Consider the following 25,923-nt stretch of genomic DNA (forward strand, 5'->3'; position numbering starts at 1 on the left):
ACCGGAGCAGACCCATCGAAGAACGACGAAATCAGACAGCCTGCGGTTGCGGGAGATGTCTGTTTTTGGACATCAGTCCGATCGGTCGGGCTTACGACCCCGACCTTGTAACAGCACCGTAGCCGCTGTTAAATGACTGAGCGATAACACAGTGTGATCGCCGCTGCGGCTCAAGGTGCGCACCGCTTCGGCGACGTTGACCGAGTGCAAATGCCAACGTGCAAACCGGCAAGCAGATCCTGCGTGTTGGTGGGAGGGGATAAGCCGGCAAGGGCCGGACGAGCACCGTTGGCGGCAAGGGAACGAGTCGACTGGGGAACTGTTTTCGGGGGAGAACAGATGCAGATCAAGGAGCGCGTCTCGCTACGGGACGCGGACCGTCAAGTCACCACCTTGCATCGACGAACGGTCCTGGGGAGGATCATTCTCGCAAAGATCGATGAAGGTACGTTTCATGCGCCGGTCAGAAGGCTGCCGCCCGAGGTTCATCTCTACAGTTGGGGCGACTCAGGAGATTGGCTTTATCTGATTAACAGTGGCTGGGTCAAGTCGATGACCTGGTCGCTGAACGGGAAGCCGTGCCTGTTGGAAATCAGTGGGCCAACCGCCATCGTCGGGGTGTCGAGCATCCTGAGGGGACGGCGAGCGGAGACCGCGATGACCAAGAGCCCCACGGAGCTGACGGTGATCGCGCGCGACCAGCTGCACCAGATCACCGACGACCGGATGCTGCGCGATGCCTGGGACCACCATCTGGCCTCACACATCACCGAGCAGCAGGAGACTCTGACGAACTTCGTGACGCTCGACAGCGAGCACCGTTTGGCGATGACCCTGCTGCGGCTGGCCCAGAAGCTCGGTAGCGGCAACAGCGATGGCGATGGCGACGGCCTGATCATCGACTGCCGCGTGACTCATGAGGAGTTGGCGCAGATGGTGGGCACCACCCGATCGCGTGTCGGCTATTTCCTCAAGCGTTTTCAACAGGCAGGCATGACGAGAAAGCACGGCCACAACATCGTGGTGAACGCCAACGAGCTCACCGACTACCTGACGTCCTGCCGATGACCGGGGCGGGGCGGCCCGCGCAAGCGTGGCTCTTTCCGGGCCAGGGAGCCCAGCGACCCGGGATGGGATTGGACCTGCTGTCTCGGTTCACTGACCATCGCAAAGCGGCCGACCGGGTGTTGGGCTACTCGATCCGAGATGTGTGCGACGGCACCATCAGCGGCGGCCTTCGCAGGACCGAATACGTCCAGCCCGCCCTGTTCGTCGTCGAATACCTGGCCTTTCGGGCCCGGATGGACTCCGAACCGGCTCCGGCGTTCCTGGCGGGGCACAGCGTCGGAGAGTTGACGGCGTTGTGCGCTGCCGGGTGCTTCGAGTTCGAGAGCGGCCTTCGGCTGGTGAAACGACGCGGGGAACTGATGGGCCAGGCCGCCGGTGGGGCGATGGCTGCGGTGGTAGGACTGGCGGCAGACACTCTTGCCGCAGTGCTGTCCCACGCACAGGCAGATGACGTGGATGTGGCCAACTACAATTCGCCGGAGCAGACCGTGTTGTCCGGTCCGCGCGAGACACTCGACGCGCTCGCCACGCGGATACGCGCCGCCGGGGGCCGGTACGTGCCGCTCAACGTCAGCGCGGCGTTTCACTCCCGATACATGGAATTGGCTGCTCGGCAGTTCGCCGCCGACCTCGCCGAGGTGCGGTACGCGCCGCCGCGGATCCCGGTCATCGCCAATGCGACCGCGCAGCCCTACCCTGACCGAAACATCGCCGACCTGCTGACACGCCAGATAACCGCGCCGGTGCGATGGCGGGACAGCATGCGCACCCTGGCCGCGCTCGGGGTGCAGGACATTGTCGAGCTCGGCCCTGGAGACGTCCTGACCCGGCTGTGGGCGGCCTGCTCTCCGGATCGGGAGAACGCCTCAGAAAGCGGTACGCCCTCCCCCACCGCGTCCTCGCCGCCAGGCCCGCCCGACGGGCAGCCCCACCCACCGGCGCCGGCACCGGCGACCCGCCCACCCGCCACCACACCACGGCGGTCGGCGCGGCCGAGCGCCGCGTCCTTGGGGTCGGCCACGTTCCGGCACGACTTCGGCGTGCGGCATGCCTATCTCGCCGGATCGATGTACCGGGGCATCTCGTCGGTCGACCTGGTCGTCCGGATGGCCAACGCCGGGATGCTGGGATTTTTCGGCACCGGCGGACTGCCCCTGACCGAGGTGGAAACCGCCATCGGCCAGCTTCGGACGGCGCTGGGCGACACCGGGCTGTTCGGCATGAACCTGCTGTACGACATCCGTCGCCCGGCGGCGGAAAGCGCGATGGTGGACCTCTATCTCCGTCACGACATCCGCTTCGTCGAGGCAGCCGCCTACACCGCGATCACCCCGGCGCTGGTCCGCTTCAGGCTCCACGGCGCGCACCAGGGACCCGGAGGCCGGCCGGTGGCGGTGCGCCGAGTGCTGGCGAAGGTGTCGCGGCCGGAGGTTGCCACCGCGTTCATGAGCCCGCCACCGAAAGAAGTGGTGGATCGGCTGGTGACGCAGGGACTGCTCACAGAGCAGGAAGCCGCGGTCGGTCAAGAGCTGCCGGTGAGCGAGGACGTCTGTGTCGAGGCGGACTCCGCGGGCCACACCGACGGCGGTGTCGCCCTGACGCTGGTGCCGAGCTTCACGCGGCTGCGTGACGCCCTGGTGCGCCGGTACAGCCGTCCGGTCGACATCCGTCTCGGCGCCTCCGGTGGCCTCGGCGCGCCGGAGGCCGTCGCTGCGGCGTTCGTGCTCGGCGCGGACTTCGTCGTCACCGGCTCGGTGAACCAGTGCACCGTCGAGGCGGGCACGTCAGCACTGGTAAAGGACATGCTGTCCGATCTTGATGTGCAGGACACCACCTACGCTCCCGCCGGCGACATGTTCGAGCTGGGTGCACGGGTGCAGGTGATGCGCAAGGGCACCCTGTTCGCGGCTCGGGCCAACAAGCTCTACCAGCTGTACCGCAACCATGGGGGCATCGAGGACCTCGACGCGCGTACCCGGGCAACCGTGGAGAGCAGTTGTTTCGGTCAGCCTCTCGAGGAGGTTTGGGAACGGATCCGGCAACGTCACCAGGCCAGAGGTGACACCACCGACATCGCACGCGCCGAGTCAGCTCCCAAGCTGCGGATGGGGATGGTGTTCCGCCAGTACTTCGTGGACAGCACCATCGCGGCGATGGACGGCAAGGTTGAGGACAAAGTGAACTTCCAGGTGCACTGCGGCCCGGCGATGGGCGCCTTCAACAGGTTCGCCGACGAGACCGGACTAGGTCCGTGGCGGCAACGTCACGCCGACGCCATCGCGGAGGCACTGATGTCCGGCGCCGCGGACCTGCTGGGTCGGCACACCGGTGCGACGAGCATCGCGGTCGACGGCACCCTCCCCTAGCCTTGCCCAAGCCGAGCTGCCAGCAGGCCGGCACGGGTGTGCACACTATTGCGCGCCCCAGGTCGCGGGCCTCGGCATACAGTCGGCCAGGCCCTGGGACCGGGGCGGCCGGTGTACCCCTCAGATGAGGTGACCATGAGCGAGAGCACCCAGGTCGAGGCCCTGACGTCGTCGCAGTTCGTCGACCGGTATTTGACCTGGCGGCAACCGGTGGTGGTCCGCGGCGCCGCCGCAGCGTGGAACTGGGCACCCGAATGGGATTTCGCCACGTTGACCAGACGCTTCGGCGAACACAGGGTTCCGCTGTACGACTCCCTGTTCAGCCTCTACGGCGTGTCGACCTTCGGTGCGTACGTCGCACGGCACATCGGCGTCACCTCCCCGGCCGCCCCGCCTTACCTGCGCTGGTACGCCCGACAGAACGCCAGCCGGCTCCCCTGGGCCGACACGGCCTTCACGGCTCTGGCCGACGACTGGGCCATGCCGTCCTGGCTGCCCGACTCGGGCTACGTCTTCCCCCGGCTGCGCGGTCCGGCCGACGCCGCCCGGGACCCCTTCCCTGCCAAGGGGATCTTCGTCTGCGGCGCGCAGGGACGCACCCGGCTGCACGTCGACCCGTGGGCGAGTGACGCCTGCCTGTGCCAGACGACTGGCCGCAAACGGGTCATGCTGTTCAGGCCCGACTCGCTGCCGCTGCTCAGCCGCGACGGTAAACCGACCGACCTGGTCGATCTCGACCAACCTGACGAGTCCGCGTTTCCGCACTGGCGGAACGCCGCCGTGGAACTGGACGTGGTGCTCGAGCCGGGCGACTGCATCTACATCCCGGCCGGGTGGCCGCACGCCGCCATCGCCCTCACCGACAGCGTCTCGCTGACCTGGAACTTCGTTCACGAGGTGCACGACGCCGACTTCAGCCGCTACCTGTCCTCCGGCGGCGCGGACGACGCGACGGTCCGCTACTTCACCGCTGCGGACCTGCGCTGACAGCAGGCGCCCGCGCCCTGGTGCCCCGGCCTGCTTTGCGAGCTGCCCGGCGGGTGTCGGGTGGTCACGAGGTGGTCCGAGCACGAGCGTGAGGTCGCTCAAACAGGCCGCCGGCGCGGCGGCAGGTGACCATCGGCGTCGACCCGGAGGCCGCCCGCGCGAGCACCGCCCCGCCTGACCTATGGCCTCCCCTGCACCGACCCGACGGGCGTGGTCGCACCGATGAGGAACCCGGTGAGTTCCTCGTTGACCCGCTCCGCATCAGTGAAGCAGACGAAGTGCCCAGAGTTCGGCAGCTCCACGTATCGGGCATCGGGGATCGCCCCGTGCATGAAGTGCCCGGTCTTGACCCCGACCACCGAGTCGTGCCGGCCCTGCACCACCAAAGTTGGCACGCTGATGTCCGGCAGACGCCCGCTCAGGTCCTGCTCCGTGAACAGGGTCAGGTACTTCAGCCCGGTCTTCGGGTCCATGCTCTCGCAGCGCAGCAGCAGTGCCGTCAGCTCCGCAGCGGTGGCCCGGTCGATCCGGCCGCCGCCGTCGTTGATGGCCCCGAAGTCCTCCGCCAGGACCTCGGCGAGCTTGTCGATGCGGCCCTTGCGGTTGGCGAACTTGTACGAGCCGCCGAGCAGGCTCAGGGACAGCACCTGCTCGGGATAGCGCAACGTGTAGTACTCGGCGAAGATGGAGCCCACCGAGGCGCCACCCACGTGAACGGGCTCGGTGATGCCCCGCTCGGCCAGCACGGCACGCTGCAGCTCGGCGACACCGTCGAGGGTCAACGCCGAGGGCACCCGGGTGCGTCCGACGCCTGGTTGGTGGATGACGATGACGCGGAACCGGTCGGCCAACCCCGCCAGCTGCGGGGCGAACATGCCGGCGCCGACGTTGAACGGGTGCATCAGCACCAGCGTCGGCCCGGAGCCGACCTCGAACACCTCGACAGTTCCCTCGGCGACCTCCAGCAGGTGGCAGGCGACCGCCGGGCAGATCTCGCGCAGCACCCCGAGGTTGTCGTCGCCGGGCGCGTAACCGGGACGGCGCAGCGATTGACCCAGCTCGGTCAGCTGCCGCCCGAACCACGTTGGCAGCGAGGCGGCAACCGGGCGGTAGCGCGCGTCCTGGGAGGCGACGCCGGGTGGTGACTCGCGGGTCAGATTCGGCGCCGAGAACGTGCCCGATGCCGCCGTAGCGATCTGCTGTCCCACCCGGCGCGCCGTCACGGCATCCATGCCCACCGGCACGGCGAGCCGAACGCACCGGTCCCTGCTCGGATGGGCGCCACCGCCGGACAGGTGTGGTCCGCCCCGCACTCCCGTGGTGTCGTAGAGCCATGCCAGGAACGAGGCGACCGGCTCGGTCAACTCGGCGAACCGCGGCATGGCGGCCACGTCGAGCAGGACGCAGTGCGCGCCGTCGGTGCCGACGACCGGGAGCCCCGCCTTGGTCAGCGGCCGCCGCAGCGCACGCACGGCCTCGCGGCGGCGAAGGACCCCATCCCAGACCACGTCGCCACCACGAAGTGCGGTTCGGGCCAGCGCCCGGTCGAGTCTGCCGATGTCAGCACCGTGCAACGCCTGGTCGGCGCGGATCCGCTCCCCCAGTGCCGGGTCGCGGGTGGCGATGAGGCCCCCGGAGGCGAGCCCGAAGTCCTTGGACAGGCTGAGGGTGAGCGCATCGGCCAGGGACACCATCTCGCGGAGGACAGCCCAGGGGCCACGGCCGACCTGGCCCGCCTCCCGCTCGACGATGGCCGCGACGTTGTCGAGCAGACGAGTGGCATCCAGCACCAGCGGCACACCTCGCGCGTGCAGCCGTTGGCCGACAGATCGCAGGTTCGCCAGCGACATCGGCTCGCCACCGCAGGCGTTGGCCCCGGGTTCGACCACGACGAACGCGATCTGCTCGGCGTGCTCGACGAGAGCAGCGTCCAGCACGGCCAAGGGAAGGTCGCCGGCGAAGTCCACTTCCGGGGCCGGTGGATGCACCAGCGCGACCGGTGTGAACCGGCTCTCGGCGAGCGCGACCAGCCAGGTGGGGAAAACCCCGTTGTGCAGCACGACGCCCCGACGGCCCGCCCAGGCACGGCAGAGCAGCCGCTCGGCGGCGCGCCCGCTGGCGGTGGGAAGGACGGTGGCAAACGGCAGCCAGGGCACCTCCATCCGGTCCGGCTGGAGGTCCAGGCTGTCAAGCAGCTTCCGCTGCCGGGTCGCGATCCAGGGGTCCTGCCGCTCGGCCCAGGAGTCCGTGATCAGGTCGACGTCGATCACGTCCGGGCTCAACCGCAGGACGTTCCAGTCGGCGGCGGCCAGGGGCGAGTCGGCTTGCGCCGCCGATGACGGCCGGTCCTTCACAGCGGCGTTGTGCCGGCGATCGGGGTTCTTGTCCTCGTCACCGGTGGCGGCGTCGGTGCTCGCGGGGCGGCCGGCGGGTCGCTGCTCAGGGGAGGCGATCATCAAGAGCACCTCCTCGACCGAGCTGGGCCCGGACACGGGCTGGCACAGGTAGATCGGCATCTCGATCGGACGGAACTTGCTCTTGAACTGGTAGTTGCCGGCGCCGCTGACCCCGGCCTCGCTCAGTCTGCTCAGCGCCCTGACCGCGGCAGGCGAGGCGTTGTCGGACTGGCCTACCTGGACGCCGAACGTGGCGCCGAAGCTGAAGACGGTGGCGCCTTCGGCCCGCACCGTGTCGATGATGTGCACGATCGTGAACTCGAGGCCGCCCAGCGGCATCGTCCGGCGGTAGAACTCGACGTCGAGCAGGTAGCCGGGCTCACTGGCCATCCTGGTCACGACGACCGCCGCCATCAGGTCACCGTTGAGCCGGGTGAGGAACAGCCGGTGCGCGTCGGGCAGCGCGCCCTGGGCCAGGTCCGATCGGACGCGCGAGACGTAGCGGTTGACGTGCTTCTTGCCGGCCGTCCATTCGTCGACGAGGCCCACGATGGCCGCGTCGGTCGCGGGGTGGGTTCCCGGCCGGTACTCGGTGACGTCGATGGCGCCCTGGCGGGTGAACCTGCTGATGTTGCCTCGGAGTCGTCGCATCCGGCCGCCCTCGATGGTGAACGAGGTCAGATCGGTCAGGTGCTGCACGACACCGAAGGGTGTGGCGGTGCAGGGCTGACCGGCCAGCTCGGTGAGCCGGACCGGAGACAGGACGTTGACCCGCCGGGCCCGCGACGTCATGTGCCGCGTGAAGCGGTCGACAACCGGGATGCGGGCCTCCTCGGGCCCGGTGTAGCCCCACACCAGGGCCGCTCGTTCGGACCAGGCGAACTCGATGTACCCGCTGTGATCGGCGGGAACGAACAGGACCGGGGCGATGTCGCGTCCGGCCAGGCCACTTTCCACCCCGTAGCTGGCATCGAGCGAGGCGACGGTCGCAGCGAGAGCGGGGGCCGCCGTCAGGTCCCGCTTGTCAATCACCGTGTCATCGTCCTGCCCCGCGACGTGGTCGTCGCCAACGGCGGTTTCGGTCACCGGCGCGACCGGGGCATTGCCCAGCGATTCGGTGAGCATCCCGGTGAGCAGGTCCACGCTGTCGTAGTCGTACACCTGAGCGGCGTCGAGGACGGGACCCAACGCGTCGGTGAGGCGGTGAGTCAGGTCGAGTGTGAAGATCGAGTCCAGACCGAGGGCTCGCAGTGACCCGTCGTCGGTGAGGGTGGCCGGGTCGAGGCCCAGCAGGTCGACCAGCTCGGATCGGATCGTACGGCGGATGCGCTCCGAGACGTCCTGCCCGCCGCCGCCGGGGGTCCCGTGCTCGTCGACGGGCAGGATGCCGTTGGGGTGAGGACCGGCGGATCCGGTGCCGTTACGACCGTGCAGCGAGGTGGACGCCGGTGCCGGCTCGAGCGCGATGGCGGCCGCACGGTGGCCGTTGTCGAGCGAGGGCCGAGGGCTCGCGGGTGGGGCGGCGGCGCCCCTCGTCACCGTGCTCGGCGCGACCGCGCCGGCCGCTGCGTCGGTGTACCAGTACGTCGTCCGGGCGAGAGCGAACGTCGGCAGGGGCGCCCGGCGGGGTCGTACCGCCCACTGCCGGTCCCAGGCGACGTCGTGCCCGGTGAGGAAGGAGTGGACGAGCTGCGCCACCGGCCCCTGCCCCTGCCTCTGCGGTGAGTCGAGGGTTGTCACGGCGGGGTGGTCGACGCGCCGGGCGGCGGCCCGCAATGCGGCGACGAGGTCGCCGCGGTCGGCGGTGTGCACGACCAGACGGCTGGGGTATCCGTCGCGGCCGGTCTGCAGGGTGTAGGCGACGCTGGCGAGGTCGACGGGCTCCGTGCTGATGTGTTCGGCCAACCGGCTCGCATAGTCGGCGAGCCGGGCGGGATCAGGTGCGGACAGCGGAAAGACCAGCGGGCCGTCGGCCGCCGGCGCGGGAAGCGTCGGGGGCTGCTCCACCACGACGTGGGCGTTGGTGCCACCGAAGCCGAACGAGCTGATGCCGGCCCTCAGGACGGGCGCCTGCCAGGCGGTGAGCTGATCGGTGATGGTGAGGCTGGTGCCGGCCAGTCGGATGTGGGGATTGAGTTCGGACAGGTGCAGGTGAGGCGGCAGGTGCCGGTGCCGCAGCGCGAGGAGGACCTTGAGCAGGCCGGCGATCCCCGCGGCTGCCTCGAGGTGGCCGATGTTGGTCTTGACCGAGCCGACGGCGAGCTGCTGCCCGGCGCGTCGCACGGGAAAGGCCTTCTTGATGCCCTCGATCTCGACGGGGTCACCCAGCCTGGTGCCCGTGCCGTGGGCCTCCAGGTAGGAGATGTCGTCGGGGCCGAGGCCCGCGTCGCGGTGGGCGGCGGTCAGGACCTCGGCCTGCGCTCGAGGGTTGGGAGCTGTCAGCGACGCGGCCTTTCCACCATGGTTGACCGCGCTGCCCCGGATGACCGCGTGCACGTGGTCGCCGTCGGCAAGGGCCCGTCCCAGGGACTTGAGCACCACGGCGCCGGCGCCTTCGCCGCGGACGTAGCCATCCGCGGCCTTGTCGAACGTGGCGCACCGACCCTGTGGGCTGAGCATGCCCGCCTCGGTGAAGGCGGTGAACAGGCCGGGGGTGAGCAGGACGGAAACGCCGCCGACGATGGCGGTGTCGCACTCGCCGCTGCGCAACGCTCGGACGGCGCGGTGCAGGGCCACCAGCGAACTGGAGCACGCGGTGTCGACGGCCTCACTGGGGCCACGCAGGTCCAGCAGGTGCGACACCCGGTTGGCCAGCACGGCGTGCGACAGACCGGTGGCCATGTGCGCCCGCACCGGGATGCCGTCGAGGGTCATCAGGTCCTCGTAGTCGTGGGTCGATACGCCCACGAAGAGGCCTGTCCGGGTGCCCGCCAGGGATGCGCCGGCGTGTCCGGCGTTGGCGATCGCCGACCAGACGCAGTGCAGGAAGAGACGCTGCTGCGGGTCCATCAGCGCGGCTTCCTTGGGCGAGATGCCGAACAGGGTGGCGTCGAACTCGCCGACCTGGTCGAGGAAGCCACCGACCAGGTGGCGGGTGCGGGGGTCGGCGAGCAGCGCCTCACGGTCCTCGGGAACGTGTCGGACCAGGTCGTGGCCGGCGGCGAGGTGGCGCCAGAAGGTGTCCAGGTCGGGTGACTTGGGCATGATGCCCGCCATGCCGACGACGGCGATGTCGCGGGCGCTCTCGCTGCCGGTTGAGGTCGTGGGCGCCGCGTCAGCAGCCGGCGTGGCGCGACGTTCGGTGCGGAGGTAACCGGCGAGTGCCGCCAGAGTCGGGTGCTCGAAGAGGACCGTCGGCAGGATCTCGAGGTCGTAGATCCGGTTGATCTGCTCGGTGAGCTGGGACATGGAGATCGAGTCGAACCCGAGGTCCATGAGCTCGGTGTCGATGTCGACGTCCTTGGCGTCGACCAGCAGGAACGACGCCGCCAGATCGCGCAGCTGCTCCAGCGCGTCTGGTTGGTGCGCGTCGCGGGACGCGTCAGACGGGACGGCCCGAGGCGGCACCGCAGTGGCTGGCGGCCCTTGCAACGGCGTGGACGGTTCGGCATCGACGAGTTTCTCGACCACGACGACTGCGGGGTCCCGGCCGGCGAGCAGGGTTTCCAGCACGGCGGTTGCGGTGTCGGAGGTCATCGGGACCATGCCGAAACGGCTGCGGAGCCGATCGAGGACCGCCGCGGGCACACCCATGCCGCCGTCGGCCCACAGCGGCCAGCCGATGGACAGTGTGTGGCCTCGGCGGCGTCCTGCGGCGACCCACGTCGTTCTGGTGGACGCGAACGCGTCGAGGAAGGCGTTGGCATAGCTGTAGTCGACCTGTCCGGGGTTGCCCACGGTCGCCGCGACGGAGGAGAACAGAACGAAGAAGTCCAGCGGGTCCCCCGCCGTGGCCTGGTCGAGGGCGAGCGTGCCGGTGAGTTTCGGGGCGAGGACCTCGGCGACCTGCGCGGGCGTCTTGTCGACGAGGCGGGCGTCGCGGATGACTCCGGCGCAGTGCACGATTCCCCGCAGCGGCTGGTGGCGGCGCGCGTCGGCGAGCGCCTGCGCCAGCGCTGCCGGATCGGCGACGTCGCAGCGCAGGTGACGCACGGTCACTCCCGGCCGGCGTAGAGCGGTGATCCGGTCGGCCTGATCGGTGGTGAGGGCGGAGCGGCCGAGCAGGATGATCTCCGTCGCGCCGCGGGCGGCCAGCAGCGCGGCGATGTGCAACCCGAGTGCGCCGGCCCCTCCGGTGACGAGGTAGGCGCCGTCGGGCCGGACCCAGCCCGGGCGGGCGGGGACGGGCCGGTACGTGCGCATCGCGGCGACCAGGCGGCGACCGGCGCGGTGTTCGACGTCGTCGTCCGTTCCATGGCGCAGCTCGCCCAGGATCTGCCAGGCGGCCGCCGCCGGGTCGTCGGAGGCGACACAGATTCCGGCGCACCCGGTCTCGGCGGTGAGGGTGCGAAGCATCCCTGTCATCGCCGTCAGGTGGGGTTGCTGCTCGGGGTGCTCGGACACACGTGCGCACACCACACGGGGCCGGTGGCCGGCGGTGAGCAGGGCGACCACGGTTTCCAGAACGTGATGGAACGTCGAGGTCGGGTCGGCGAGGCCGTCGACGTGATCGCGTCCGACGTACGTCACGGCTGCGGGGGCGCGACCGGCGGCCACGAGCTCCGCCGTGATCCTCGCGGCCTGCTCGGGTTCGGCGACGGTGACCTGGACTCCCGAGCCGAGCATCCTGTCGCGCAGTTGTGCGCGCACCGCGCAGTCGGCGGCACCCACGATCAGCACGGAGTCGATGGGGAAGGTGGCGTCACCGAGCGGGCCAGGGCTCAGCTCACGCCGTTCGTACTCGACGCGGGTGGTGGGCCGTGGCGCCGTGTCGTGCTCGTCGATCCAGTAGGCGACGGGCCGCAGCGGAGTGTTGGGCAACGGCGTCGGGGGTGTGGGCGTCGGCCAGAGCACCGACCACGGCACGGTGGTCCCGGCGACCCACAGTCCGGCCAGCGTCGGCAGGTCCCGTGCGGTGAGGGCATCGGCGAGGTCGCCGGCGGCCGCGTCGCCGGTTCGGACGAGCCCGGGTGTGGCTTCGCCGGCGACGTAGGCACGCAGTGCGGTGACGAGCGCGGGCACGTCGGCGCAGATGACGGCGAGTCGTTCGCGGAACGCTCGCCGGCGGGTCTGGCTGGTGCAGGCCAGCGCGGCCAGGGGCGCCGGGTCGGACTGTTGCTGCTCGGCGAGCAGTCCGGCGAGCTCCATCAGGCGGGACTCGTCCGGTGCCGACAACACGACGAGGTGCTCGTCGTGGCTCGGGCTCCACGTGGTGGGCGCAGCGACGTACTCCTCGACCACCAGATGGGTGTTGGCGCCGCCGGCGCCGAAGGAGCTGACGCACGCCGTACGTGGGGCACCGGACGGCCGAGCCGGCCACGGCCTGGTGGCGCGCACCGGCGCGATCCCCCCGAAGTCGATCTTCGGGTTGGGGGTGTGCAGGGATGCGGTCTGCACCAGCGTGCGATGGCGCAGTTGCAGCAGGACCTTGGTGAGGCCGGCGATGCCCGCCGCTCCCTCCAGGTGGCCGATGTTGGCCTTGACCGACCCGACGGCACAGCCCTCGGGTGCGTCATCGAGCAGGGAGAACGCACGGGACAAGCCGGCGATCTCGATCGGGTCGCCGAGTTCGGTGCCGGACCCGTGGGCCTCGATGTAGCCGATGTCGCGCGGGCGGACACCTGCCCGGCGCAGCGCGGCGGCAACCACCGCGCCCTGGGCGTGAGGATTGGGCACGGTGTAGCCGCTGGTCTTTCCTCCGGCGTTGACGGCAGAGCCCCGGACCACGGCCCAGATGGTGTCGCCGTCGGCGATCGCGTCGGCCAGGCCTTTGAGCAGGACAGCGCCGACGCCCTCGCCGGGGACGTAGCCGTCGGCTCGGTCGTCGAAGACCTTCAGCTGGCCGTCCGCGGCGAGCATGTTGCGCGAGCCGAGCGCGATGTGGTGCAGCGGGTGCGCGATCAGGTTGACGCCGCCGGCGAGCGCCATCCGGCATTCGCCACGTCGGATGCTCTCGCAGGCCAGGTGCACGGCGGTCAGCGACGAGGAGCACGCGGTGTCCACGGCAAGGCTGGGTCCGCTCAGGTCCAGGGTGTAGGAGACCCGGTTGGCGATGGACCAGTACGCCGAATGGGCGCCGTTGGCGGAGCCTCTGACCCAGGCCATCGCGCCGAGCTCGCCGTAGCCGCCGTACATGGCACCGGCGAACACGCCGGTGGACGGCTCGTGTCGTTCGCCGAGGTAGCCGGCGTTCTCCAGGACCGTCCAGCACGTCTGCAGGAAGAGCCGTTCCTGCGGGTCGATGTCGACGGCGTCCTTGGGAAGCACCCCGAACAGGGCGGCGTCGAATCCGGCCACGTCGTCGAGGAATCCGCCCCACCGCTGGTATTCGCGCAGGCCGCGCTGCGGGTCGGTGGTCTGCCGCCAGTCCCACCGCTCGACGGGAACCTCGCTGATGTCGCGGCGGCCGGCGGCCAGGTTGGCCCAGAACGTGGTCAGGTCCGGCGCGCCCGGGTAGCGGCCATCGACGGCGATCACCGCGATCGGCTCGTCCGCCACTGCGGCCCTCGGGATGGCGGCGGGCGACGGGCCGTCGGACGTGCCGGCGGACCGGCCGGTCGACACGGGCTGGTCCGGGATCGAGGGGGCGAGCCGCGTGACCATGGCGTCGGGATGGTCGGCGAGCAGCCGTGACGCCAGGCGGGCGAGGGTGGTTTCCTCGAACAGCAGGGTGGAGGGCAGTGGACCGAGGTGGCCGGTCAGGTGATCGAGCAGCCTCGTCCCGATGATCGAGTCGACGCCGAACTCTTCGAAGGTGCTGTGCTCGTCGAGGTCGTCGAGGTCATGACCCAGCACCTCGGCGAAGACACCGCGGACGTAACTCAGCGCGTCGGCGGGTGTCGCGTGGGCGCGACGGTCGACGGGATCGGCGGCCGCCGTGGTGGGCACGGCGGTTGGCATCGGGCGGGCAGGGGCTACCGGCGCCGCGGCCGGCGCCCCGCCGATGCCGAAATGGGCCAGACCGGCGGGGGTGGCGTCGATGACCAGGGCCTGCGGTACCGCGGCGGCCAGGATCCGATCCAGCGCCTCCATCGCCAGGGAGGGATCGAGCGAGCGGATCCCGTCGGCGGCGAGCAGGGAGCGGTGTCGGTCGTCGCTGACGGCTCCGGTACTCCCCCAGTACCCCCAGTTGATGACGGTTGCCGGCAGACCGGAACGGCGCAGCGAAGTGGCGTAGGCGTCTTGGAAGGTGCTGGCGGCGGCGTGGTTGGCCTGCCCGTCCGCGTCGATGAACGACGCCGCGGAGGAGAAGAAGACCAGATGCTGCAAGCGGCGACCCGCGAGGGCCGCCGCAAGGGTCAAACTGCCGGCGACCTTGGGAGCCAGTGCGGCTTGCAGGTCCGCGTCGGTGAGGTTGCCCAGGCGCCGGTCGCGCAGCACCCCGGCGCTGTGGAACACGCCAACCAGCTCGCCGTGGCGGTCAGCCTCGGCCAACGCGGCGGCCACCGACGCGGGATCGGCGACGTCGCCGCGCACGTACACCGCGTGTCCGCCGAGGTCACCGATGTCCGCCTGGGCCCGCCGGATCGCGGCGTCGGCTTCGCGGCGGCCGAGCCACACCAGCGTCGCCCCGACGCTGCGGGCAAGATGCCTGCTGACCACGTGGCCGATCCCGCCGGCCCCACCGACCACCAGGTACACGCCGGGCCGGTAGGGCAGGCGGGCCTTGGCCGGTGTGGTGGGCACGAACGACCGGACCAACCTGCGCCCGTCGCGGAGGGCCACGAGCCGATGGCTGCCGTCCTCGGCCGCGACCGCCGCGGCGTCGACGGTCGAGGTGTCTGCGCCGACGTCAAGGCAGGTCACGCGCCAGGCGGGCTGTTCGGCGGCGATGGTGCGGGCGAGGCCTATGAGGGCCGCCGCGTGTGGGCGTACCCGTTCGTCGGGCGACGCGCCCACCGCCGCGTCGGTGACGACGGTGAGGTGGATGGGGTCCTCGCCTCGTCCGTGGCGCAGCAGGCTGCGCGCGATCCCGAGCAGGAGGCCGGCGCCGTGGTCGTGGCCCGGCCGCTGGCCGGGGTCGTCGGCCGCGATCAGGTAGATCCGTTCGACGGTCGCCACGAGTGCCTCCCAGCCGGCCGGCGGCGCGGCGGTGAAGGGTAGAAGGACGGCGTTGGCGGCGGGCTGCGCGGTCAGGAGGTCCTCGGCCAACGGGCGTCCGGCGGGACGGCAGAACACGACGACGTCCCCGGTGGCGGGGCTGGCCTCGGGCGCGGGTCCAGCGGGCCGCCATGCCGGGACGAAGACCTTTCCCTCCAGCGGGTCGATCGGGAACAGGGTCAGACCGACCACAGTGGCCACGATCATGCCGTTGGCGTCGGTGAGGTCGATGTCGAAGCGCAGAGGGCCCCGCCGTCGGACCACGGCGTGACGGGCCAGGCTCGGGTCGTGGTGCAGGTGGATGGCGGAGGTCGCCACGGGCAGCACCGGTCCGGCCGTGTCGCCGACGAGGACGGCGGTGGCTTGGAAGGCTGCGTCCACAACGGTGGTGACGGCCTCAGCGGCCGGGGGATGGAGGTCGGCCAGGGCGGTGTCGCGGCCGACGCACAGCCCGCGCAGCAGACGGAACGTGGCACCGTAGCGCATGTCCGCGCGGTCGAAGTCCTGGTAGAGGGCATCGACATCGACCCGGTCGGGACAGTCGCGCCGAAGCGCTGCGATGTCGAGCGTCACCGGCGCCGCCTGCGCGGGCCGGGTGACGGTTCCGGTCGCGTGCGGTGTGTCCGGATCCCCCAGCGTGAAGGTCCACCCGCCGGCCGACGGGGTCAGGCTGACCGGCAGCTGGCATTCACCGTCGACGGGGAAGGGACGCCGCCACCGCACGGCCGTCAGGCGTACCGGGTAGCGGGGTTCCCGCAGTCGGTCGAGCGCGTCGGCGACCAGGGCGACGGTCGCGGCGCCGGGCAGCAGCGGACGGCCCGCGATGACGTGATCGGCGACCATGGGGTGCCGAGGGTCGAGCTGCACGGCCCCGTCCGGGGCCGGTTGCGGCGCGGCGGTTGTGGGCGCAGCGGGCGTCGGCAGGCGGTGGCGCGCGGGCGCGAACGGGTATGTCGGCAGGGGTATCCGCCGTGCCGTGGCGGCGGCGAACCAACCCGACCAGTCCATGGACCTGCCCTCGACAAAGGCGCGGGCGGCCTGCTCGGCGTCGGTCACGGCGATCGGCGTGCCTGTCCCGGTGGCTGCCACCGGGCTGGTGGCGACGAAGCAGCCCTGCGGCGAGTCGCCTCGGGCCAGCGCCGTGAGCTTCGCCCTCAGGTCGGCGATGTCGTGTGCCACCACCGCCGCGCGTGCCCGCAGGTGGCGCCGGCCACGGGCCAGGGTGAAGGCGACGTCTTCGAGGGCCAGCTCGGGTGTGAGCGCGGCGGCGACGTCGCGGACAAGAGCCGTTCTTTCGGTGTCGGTGCGCGCGGACAGGACGACGGCCTCGGTGCGTACGGTCCGCGGCGAACGGGGGCGCGGCGGGGGCGCCTGGCCCACCACCAGGTGACAGTTGGTGCCGCTGAAGCCGAAGCTGGACACGGTGGCGATGCGGGTGCCGGATCTTCCCACCGGCCACGGCCGGCCGGTGGCAACCGGGAACAGCGGGCTACCGGAAAAGTCGATCTTCGGGTTCGCCTCGGCGTAGTTGGCAGTGGGGGCGATCTCGCCGTGCCGCAGCTGCAGCAGGACCTTGATCAGTCCGGCTACCCCGGCGGCCATCGTGGTGTGGCCGATGTTGCCCTTCACCGAGCCCAGGGCGCACCATGCCTGGTCGCCGGCCCCGCCGGCGCCCAGAACCCGGCGGAGCGCGGCGAACTCGATCGGATCGCCCAGCGGGGTGCCGGTGCCGTGCGCTTCGACGTACGTGATGTCCTCCGGGTTGGCACCCGCGTCGGCATGCACCCGGCGCAGCAGCGCGGCCTGCGAGTCCGCGCTGGGGGCGGTGATGCCGTTGGTGCGGCCGTCGCCGTTGACGCCACTGGCCTTGATGACGCCCAGGACCTGGTCACCGTCGCGCACCGCGTCGGTCAGCCGTTTGAGCACGACCACACCGACACCTTCGCCCAGGACGATACCGTCGGCGGAGGCGTCGAACGGTGCGCTGGTGCCGGTGGGCGACAACATGCCGACCTGGCTGGAACGAACCTGCAGCGACGGGGTGAGCATCAGCGCGACACCACCGGCGACGGCCACGTCCGTCTCGCCGGTACGCAGGCTCTGCGCGGCGAGGTGCACCGCCACGAGCGACGAGGAGCAGGCGGTGTCGACGGCGACGGCGGGACCGCGCAGGTCGAGTTGGTAGGCGATGCGTGCCGCGAGGATCGAGCTGGACCCGCCGAGGAACGCCGAGGCGGTGTCGGCCTTTCCGCTGGCGCGCAACTGGTCGGCGTAGTCGCCGGGTGCGCATCCGACGAACACCCCGCATCGCGATCGTTGCACGGCGTCCCCGGCGTAACCCGCCGACTCCAGCGCCCGCCACGCCTCGGTGAGGAACAACCGTTGTTGTGGGTCGGTCTGCGCGGCCTCCAGCGGCGACATGTTGAAGAAGCGGTGATCGAAGGAGTCGACCTCGTCGAGCATTGCCGCCCAGCGGCTGTAGGTCCGGCCCTCCGCGGTGGGATCGGTGTCGAAGACGGCGTCGACGTCCCAGCGTGCCGGACCGACCTCAGCGACGGCGCTGTGTCCGCTGGACAGGTTGGCCCAGAACTCGTCGAGGTTGCCGGCTCCGGGCCACTGGCCTGACATGCCGATCACGGCGATGTCCATTTGACCGCCTGCCGGCGGCTGCTCAGGGGCCGATGGCGTCGGACCGGGCCGGGCGTCGCTGGTGTCGGTGCGGGACCTGCCGGCCTCGGTCCGGGTCTCCGGGCCGGACGTGTGCTCGGGCGTGGTCCTCACGGGCGCGACTTCGACCGTCACGGGCGCGAGCGCGATGGTGCTCGCCTGCGCGGGGTGCGGTGCCGCCAATGTGGGGGCGGTTGCCGCGGGAGCACCGCCCCCGGTGGCGGACGGTCGGGGTTCGGCCCGCACCGACTGCACCAGTGACTGTCGGGCGGCGACGGTGGTGAGGACGTGCTCGGTGAGCCTGTCGATGGTCGGGTGGTCATAGACGGCGACGGACTCGATGTCGGTGCCGAAGGCGCGGTTGATGTGCAGCACCACGTCGACCGCGCCGATGGAGTCGAGGCCCATGTCGCTGAAGGTGCGGCCCGGATCGAGTTCGGAGCGGTCCAGGTACAGCTGATCGGCCAGGGTTTGCACGACGACGTCGACGACCTCGTCCCGCCCGACCGACGGGTGGGCAGCGGGTGGCGCTGGGGTCAGCACGGGCGAGGTGGCGGTGGGCGGCCGTAGCGGCGCCAGGTCGACCATCGCGGGCGCCGCCGGCACCACCGGCGCCGCGGGCAGGGGCTGCGCGACCGCGGGCCGGTGCGTGTCTGCTCCGAGAATTTCCGCGTGCGGCGCCTGCGCTGGCCGACGGTCGGGACGCGCCGGCCCGGCCGCGGATCCGAGGCGGTCGCGGACCAGCTGCACCGCGTCCTCGCCCAGCACCCTGTCGTGCATGGCCAGTTCCACCTCGATGACGCCGGGGAGGCGGTCGAGGGTGGGTCGGGCCAGCTCGGCCTTGAGTTCCCGCAGCGCCTTGCCGGGCATGGCGGCGATGGCATGGGCCAGGTTGAGGGCGCTGGGCAGCACGTCCGCGGCGTCGGCGAACCGGACCTGGGCCCCGCGGCGCTCGAGCTCGTCACCGGCATAGGCACGTCCGGTGAGCAGCATCTCCGTGGCGAGGGCTCGCCCGAATCGGTGGGCGAGGATGTGGGTGGCACCCATGCCGGGGGTGAAGCCGTACTTGAGGAAGTTGGCGGCGTAGGTGGCGGATCGTGACAGGACGACGAGGTCGGCGTAGAGAGGGAAGGCGAGACCTCCACCGGCGGCGTGACCGCCGACGGCGGCGATGACCGGCAGCGGGCAGGTGATCAACCCCTCGTAGACGAAGGACGCGTCGGTGAAGGCGCCGTTCTTCGCCGCCAGTTCCGCCAAGGCGCCGGGTTCACCTCCCATGCAGAACACCGGCGGTCCCCCGGTGAGCACGACGACGCGGACGTCGTCGCGGCGGGCGAGTTCGGTGAAGGACTCCTCGAGCCCGGCCAGCAGGGCGTCGCTGAACATGTTGCGGTTCGCCTCGTCGCGCATCGTCACGAGCGCGATACCCGCCTCGGTGACGGTCAGGTCCACGGGCCCCTCCGGGTGTGTCGTCCTCGGTGGCGCGTCTTTGTCGCGGCGGCCCGCCGCCCAGGCCCCGAGCCAGCAGCGCTCCTCCGGCAGTGGTGTGGCGGGCAGGCTGATACGGCGTCCACCACGGGGATGCGAGGGCCAGGCAAGGCGTGCCCCGCGCACCCATCGGCTGGCCACCTCGCGCAGGTCGCCGGCGGCGAGCAGCTCGGCGATCTCAGGGTCGCTTCGTGCCTCCTCCGGTGCGAGGCCCCGCACCCACCGGTCGGAGCCGGACGGCTCGGCCAACTCGCGCAGACGCTCGAGCAGTTCGGGCACGGACGTCACGACCACCGCGGCTCTGACGCGCATGGCGCGCCGCCCAGCGCTCAGAGTGTGTGCGATGTCGGCCAGGCCGGGTCCGGACGGCACCGTTGCGGCGAGCTCGCCGATGGTGAGGTCGACGTCGAGGGGAGCGTCGGTGCCGGTGAGGCGACCGAGGGCGGCGAGTGCCGCGGGGTCGAGGCCGAGGTCGGCCAGGGTGGCGTTCGGGTCGACGTCCTCGGGCGCGAGTCCGAGCAGGCTGGCGACCTCGGCACGCACGACGTCGAGATCCGCGCCGCAGGGCGCCTGCTGGTCGGTCAGTGCCGCGCGCAGCCGGGTGGCGAGAAGCGTCAATGTGGCCTCGTCCGGGGCGGACAACACGATCAGTTCGGGCTGGCCGGTGCGGGAGAGCCGGAGGGGGCGGTGCGGAGGGCTCTGCACGATGACGTGGGCGTTGGTGCCACCGGCGCCGAAGGCGCTGACACCTGCTCGGAGAACCCCGTCCGGTGATTGCCAGGGCGCCGTGCGCGTCTGCACGGTGAATCCTGTCGAGGCGAAGTCGATGTGTTCGTTGGCTGGTGTGGCGTGCAAAGACGCGACGAGCTGCCGATGGCGGATCTGCAGCAGGACCTTGCTCAGTCCTGCCACGCCTGCGGCCGCCTCCAGGTGCCCGATGTTGGACTTCACCGATCCGACGACGCGGGTCACCGGCGGGGCACCGACGCCCGTGAAGGCCTTGTGCAGGCCGGCGATCTCGATGGGGTCGCCGACGGACGTGCCGGTGCCGTGGGCCTCGAGATAGGTGACGCTGGCGGGCGGGACGCCGGCATCGGCCAGCGCGGCGCGAATGAGGGCGGCCTGCGCGCCGGGTGCGGGGACGGTGAAACCGCTGGTGCGGCCGTTGTGGTTGACGGCGGAACCGATGATGACCCCGGCGATGGCGTCGCCGTCGGCCACGGCGCGCGCCAGTGGTTTCAGGACGACGACGCCCACGCCCTCGCCCGGCACGTAGCCGGTGCCGCCTGAGCCGAAGGCGCGGCAGCGTCCGTCGTCGGACAGGAACCGGTCCGCGGCCAGTTGCAGGTACTTCTGCGGGTGTGGGGTGAGGTTCACTCCCCCGGCGAGGGCGAGATCGGATTCACCGCGTCGGATGCTCTCCACGGCCAGGTGCACCGCCACGAGGGATGACGAGCACGCGGTGTCGACGGCGAGGCTGGGTCCGGTGAGTCCGAAGCAGTAGGACACCCGGTTGGCGATCGCGGAGTGCAGGGCGGTCGGTGCGACCCCGTGCTCGTCGCGCAGCAGCTGGTAGTGGTTCCACATGACACCGGCGAACACACCCACGCGGCTCGCGGTCAACGTCTCCGGGGGGTAGCCCGCGTCTTCCAGGGCGCGCCACGACTCGGTGAGGAACAACCGCTCCTGGGGGTCCATGTACTCGGCCTCCCGACGGGAGATGCCGAAGAAGGCAGGACTGAACTGGTCGATGTGGTCGAGAAATCCGCCCCAGCGGCTGTAGGTACGCCCGGGTGCGCCCCGGTCCGGGTCGAAGAGCGGCGTGTGGTCCCAGCGGGCGGTGGGGACCTCGGTCACGCAGTCGCGCTCCTCGGCCAGGTTGCGCCAGAACTCGCGCAGGTCGGCGGCGGCCGGGTACCGCCCGGACATGCCGATCACGGCGACGGGTTCGCCATGGCCGCAGGACCGCTCGGATGGTGTCTGCGTCCGCTCCGGTGGTGTGCTCGGCGTGCCTGCGGCCGCAACGACGCCAGGTGCGTCGACGCCGTGCGCATCGTGCGGGCGCGCGGGGCCGTGCAGCGCCCGTTCGATGGCGCTCGGGGCTCCGTGGGCGACCACGACGTGCGCCGCGGACGAGCGCAGCGCGAGGTCCAACGCTGCCAGACCCGCGTCGGTGGTCAGCGACACCAGGTCCTCATCGTGGTGGTCGGCGGCCCTCACCGCTCCCATGCCGCCGTCGACCCAGTGCGGCCAGGAGATCGACAACCGGGACAGCGGGTCCGCGGCGGCATGATGATCCAGGTAGGCGTTGGCGAAGGCGTAGTCGCTCTGGCCCGGGTTGGCGATGACCGACGACAGCGACGAGAAAAACACGAGCAGTTCGGCCGGCTCGTCGGCAAGTGCCTGCTCGATCGCGCGAACGCCGTCGACCTTGGGCGCCAGCACCGGCGCGCACTGGGCCGGCTGCTTGCGGAAGTGGACCACGTCGTCGATGACGCCGGCGAGGTGGAAGACCGCGTGGAGTCGACCGTAGACGAGGCGGGCGAACTCGACCGCCGCGGCGAGCTCCTCGGCGTCCGTGACGTCGGCTTGGGTGTACTGCACCTGCCCGCCGGACGACCGCCAGGCCGCGATGGCGGCGGTGAGGTCCTCGTCGGGGTCGCTGCGGCCGACCAGCACGACGCGGGCGTCGTATCGCTCGATCAGGTGAGCGGTCAGCAGCCGGGCCAGTCGTCCCCCACCGCCGGTGAGGAGGCAGACGGGTGCGCGCCGCAGCCGGGACGGCCGATCGGCGGTGAGGTGCTCGAGGGCGGGCGCCTCACGGCGGCCGCCGACGTGACGGACCTCGGCGTGGACGTCGGTGTGGCCGGTCTCGGCGTCCACGATGCCGGCCAGGGTCGCGATGTCCTCTTCCGCGTCGAGAAGGACGGTCCGGCAGACCAGGACGGGTGTCTCGGCGGCGATGGTGCGGGCGAGGGCGGCCACGGCCTGCCGCGCTTGCGCACCCGGCCCGCCGTAGGCGATGTAGTGCAGCGGGATCGGCCGGGTCGGGCGGGTGCCGAGCAGGGCGGCGGCCACCGATCGCAGCAGGTCGTGTGCGCGCGCCGCATCGGTCTCCGGGCGGGTGTGGTGATCCAGGACGCAGACCGCGACCGCCCCGGTGTCGTCGCCGCGCAACGCGGTGAGGTGCTCGTCCAGGGCCGCGGCCGACAGGTACCTACCGTCCGGGCCGGCGTGGACGACCTTCACGCCCCGGTCCCCTGGCGGCAGGGCGCCGAGCAGCTCATGGGCGTGGGCGCTGTCGGTGGCGAGGATCAGCAGCGGTGGTGAGGCCGACGGGCTCGACATCGGGGCGGCGCGCCAGACCCGCCGGGCGACCAGGGTGGTGGCCGGCGCCGCAACCGTGGGCGTCGACGGTGCGGCCGACGCCACGGGTGGGGCGGGGCGCACCGGAGGGCCGTAGGTTGCGGCGAGATGCTGGGCGAGCTCGGTGATGGTGCCGAACTCGAACAGCAGGGTGGGGTAGGTGCCGCCGTTGACGATGGCCTGCAGGTCGTCGCTGACCGCCAGCATGCTGACGGAGTCGAGGCCCTGGTCGTAGAAGCCGTGGGTGACGGACACCTCGGTGGTCGGCCGGTTCAGCCGGCGACCCACCAGGACACGCAGGTGCTCCACATACGCATCAGCGATCGCGTCGAGGGCAGGGGTTGCTTCGACGTCGGACCGCGGTGCGGACGTGGGCGTGGGCGTCCGTGGCGAGGGCGTACCACCGAGGAGGGTGGTGATCAGCCCCGGCTGCCGGATCCTTTTGCAGGTCAGCTTGGTGAACTCGGCTACCAGGCCGCCGTCCAGGTCGTGGATCCGGTAGCTGTTGTGCATGACGTCGCCCGACGGGGCGTGGCTCTCCCGCTGCGGAACGAGCACCAGGCAGCGCCGTCCACCGGGCCTGGGAAGGCGGACCATCTCGATGGAGATGGGAATGAAGGGGGCATCAAGCACCGGCGTGCGCGCGAACGCCACCAGGGTCGACGCGTCGAGCAGCGCGGGGTGCAGGTGGAACAGATCGGCGTGTTCGCGGGTGGAGGCGTGCACGCTCAGGTCGGCGACGAGCCGTTCACCGTCGAGGTACATCGCGCCGAAGGCCTGCATGGGTGCCCCGTGCACGATGTCCTCGCTGCGGGCCTGGACGTACAGGTCGTCGACGTCACGGACGTGCTGCTGCCCGGCGAGCAGCGCGGTGGTGTCGACCCGGTCGTCCTCGGCGTGATCGAGGTGCACTCGTGCGGTCATGTTCGGTCGCCACGACCCGACCGGTTGACCGTCCCGGCTCCTGCGGCTGGTGATCGTGACCCGACCCTCGTCGGCGCCGCTCGGGTCGACGTGGACGTGCACCTCCCGGTCATGCCCGTCGTCGGTGGCGATCGGTTCGGTGAACAGAACGTCGCGGACCACCACTGACTCGGGCGCCACCCGGCGTCCGGCGAGCGTGCGGTAGAGCACGTCGAGCAGCGCTACTCCGGGAAGCACGCTCACGTCGTGGACGCGGTGGTTACGCATGACGAAGTCCGTGTGGGACACCGTCAACCGGGACGACACCGCCGGAACAGGCATGCCTGCTTCCCTTCGGTTCAGCGTGGCGGTACGGAGACAGGGCGGGCCAGCTCGATCGCGGCAACCGGACACAGACGGAGCGCTTCCTCGACGCGAGGTAGCGCTCCTGCGTCCACCTGCGACACGAGCAGTTGCACGACGCCGTCTGTCGGGGACTGGTCGAAGACGTCGGGGGCGACCGAGGCGCACATGCCGGACCCGCAGCACCTGTCCTGGTCGACGACCACCCGCGCGGGTGCACTCACCAGGTCACCGGCAACGAGTCGACGCCGAACAGGCCGACGGTGTTGGGGCGCAGGGGAACGTCGGAGACCGGCACGGACAGGCGCAGCGTCGGAAAACGTTCGAACAGCATGCGGAAGACGACGTCGAGTTCCATCCGGGCGATCGCGTGACCGAGGCACTGGTGGGCGCCGAAGCTGAACGCGACGTGGTTGCGGGCGGCGCGGCGTACGTCGAAGCGGTCGGGGTCGGGGAACGCTTCGGGGTCACGGTTGGCGGCCTCGAGCACGAAGACGACGCCCTCACCGGCGCGGATGACATCGTCGCCGACCGGGATGTCGGCGACCGCGGCCCGTTGGATGGGGTTCTGCACGATCGTCTGGTGGCGCAGGATCTCCTCCACGGCGATCGGCCAACCCTCGGGATCGGCCAGCAGCAGGTCGAGCTGGTCGCGGTGCTCCATGAGCGCGAAGGTGCCCAGGCCGATCATGGTGGCGGTGGTCTCGTGGCCGCCGACCAGCAGGATGAGGGAGATGGTGACCAGTTCGTCGCGGGTCAGGTTGCCGGCCTGCAGCTCTTCGACGACGAGCCGGCTGATCAGGTCGTCGCTCGGCGTCTGTTCCCGCTTGGCGACGAGCTCGGTGAGGTAGGCCATGATGGCGCCCATCGCGCCGAGCATCTGCTCCTGCGTGCTGGTGGTGTCGATCATGGCGCGGGTGTTGGTCTCGAAGACCTCCCGGTCCTCGTACGGCACACCGAGCAGTCCGCAGATCGTGCGTGAGGGAACGGGGAAGGCGAGATCGCGAACGATGTCGGCGGACCCGGCTCTGGCCATGTCGTCCAGACACTGCCCCACCACGGACTCGACCTCGGGTCGCAGTTCCCGTGCCCGTCGAAGGGTGAAGTCCTTGCTGAGCATGCGACGGATCCGGTAATGAGCCTCTCCGTCGGCGCGCATGAAGGTGCCCTTCAGGGGGGACTCGAACGCTCCGGCGTAGAGGAACGGGTAACCGGGAGCGGTCTCGTCCGCGCTCAGGCGTTCGTCGTCCAGCAGTCGGCGCACCTCGTCATGACCGGTGACGAACACCGCTGGCAGGCCACTGGGCAGCCGGACGCGGTGCAGCCGACGTTGCGCCTGCAGCTTCAGGTACGCCTGCGGCGGGTGGAACGGACTGGTTCTGGTGGCGGGGAATTCACTGAGATGCTGCTGGTCGTCGATCATCTCGGTCATGCCGCGAGTCTGCGGACTGCGACGGCCCACGCCCGCTCAATTGTGTGCACGGCTGGTGGGTTGGTCAGTGATGCCATCAGAGGCAGACCACGCCGAGCGTTTCAGGAGGCCTAGTGGATTTTGATGGCGTCGAGGGACTGCGCGCCGAGGGCGTCACCCGCGTCGACGGCAGGACGATGCTCGAACACGCCGGCGGTAGACAGCGGATCAAGGAGTTCGTCGAGTGCTTCCATCAGGCGGCTCTGGACGATGATCTTCTCGGCGAGATGTTCTACCGGGGCAAGCCGGCGCACACCGCACATCTGGCGGCGTTCTTCGAGGAGATCATGGGTGGACGTCAGGGATACACCGCACATCACGATGGCGTGGCCGGGTTGTTCCAGGCGCACGCGGGCCTGCGTATCACCGAGGAGCAGCGGGCGCGATTCGTGGAGGTGATGATGGCCGCCGCCGTGCAGGCGGGGCTGCCCTCCGACGAGCGTTTCCGATCGGCACTGCGGGCGCGCATCGAGCAGGGTTCGAGGTTCTCCACCGTGCTGTCGCAAGACGGGGCCTCGCCGTTGTCGCCGTGGCCGCCGGTCGGCACCTGGGACTGGTGAGTGGGCAGCGGTGACCGGGTGGGTGCCGC

7 protein-coding genes are annotated in these 25,923 nt (G+C 70.9%); 4 read left to right on the plus strand and 3 right to left on the minus strand.

Features of this window, described 5'->3' with window-relative positions; translation table 11 throughout:
* Window positions 1-339: 339 nt before the first annotated feature.
* The 3 genes from M8C17_RS02225 (at window position 340) to M8C17_RS02235 (ending at window position 4,421) form a co-directional block, all read left to right on the plus strand.
* Window positions 340-1,068, plus strand: a complete 729-nt coding sequence (locus tag M8C17_RS02225; RefSeq protein ID WP_252414490.1) for a Crp/Fnr family transcriptional regulator — start codon at window positions 340-342, stop codon at window positions 1,066-1,068.
* Window positions 1,065-3,434: an ACP S-malonyltransferase gene (gene fabD / locus M8C17_RS02230; protein WP_256481924.1), complete on the plus strand. Its 2,370-nt coding sequence runs from the start codon at window positions 1,065-1,067 to the stop codon at window positions 3,432-3,434. Before M8C17_RS02225 ends, fabD begins: the two co-directional genes overlap by 4 nt.
* A gap of 135 nt (window positions 3,435-3,569) precedes the next feature.
* Window positions 3,570-4,421, plus strand: a complete 852-nt coding sequence (locus M8C17_RS02235) for a cupin-like domain-containing protein (RefSeq protein WP_252414493.1) — start codon at window positions 3,570-3,572, stop codon at window positions 4,419-4,421.
* A gap of 179 nt (window positions 4,422-4,600) precedes the next feature.
* Here the strand turns inward: M8C17_RS02235 and M8C17_RS02240 are convergent, their stop codons facing one another.
* From M8C17_RS02240 to M8C17_RS02250, 3 genes are read right to left on the minus strand one after another with little or no spacing between them, the layout of a single operon-like run.
* Window positions 4,601-23,842 (minus strand): SDR family NAD(P)-dependent oxidoreductase, encoded by a 19,242-nt coding sequence (locus tag M8C17_RS02240; RefSeq protein ID WP_252414495.1) that lies wholly within the window; start codon window positions 23,840-23,842, stop codon window positions 4,601-4,603.
* Window positions 23,843-23,859: 17 nt separating this feature from the next.
* Window positions 23,860-24,087, minus strand: a complete 228-nt coding sequence (locus tag M8C17_RS02245; protein WP_308209342.1) for a ferredoxin — start codon at window positions 24,085-24,087, stop codon at window positions 23,860-23,862.
* On the minus strand, window positions 24,084-25,295 hold the full coding sequence (locus tag M8C17_RS02250; RefSeq protein WP_252414496.1) for a cytochrome P450: 1,212 nt from the start codon (window positions 25,293-25,295) through the stop codon (window positions 24,084-24,086). The genes M8C17_RS02245 and M8C17_RS02250 overlap by 4 nt, the downstream gene beginning before the upstream one ends.
* A 113-nt stretch (window positions 25,296-25,408) precedes the next feature.
* Here M8C17_RS02250 and M8C17_RS02255 point away from each other — a divergent pair, with 113 nt between their 5' ends.
* Complete coding sequence (locus M8C17_RS02255) at window positions 25,409-25,894, plus strand: hypothetical protein (RefSeq protein WP_252414498.1); 486 nt, start codon at window positions 25,409-25,411, stop codon at window positions 25,892-25,894.
* Window positions 25,895-25,923: the final 29 nt, after the last annotated feature.

This window comes from Micromonospora sp. RHAY321 (assembly GCF_023896955.1).
In the GTDB taxonomy this organism is placed as follows: domain Bacteria; phylum Actinomycetota; class Actinomycetes; order Mycobacteriales; family Micromonosporaceae; genus Micromonospora.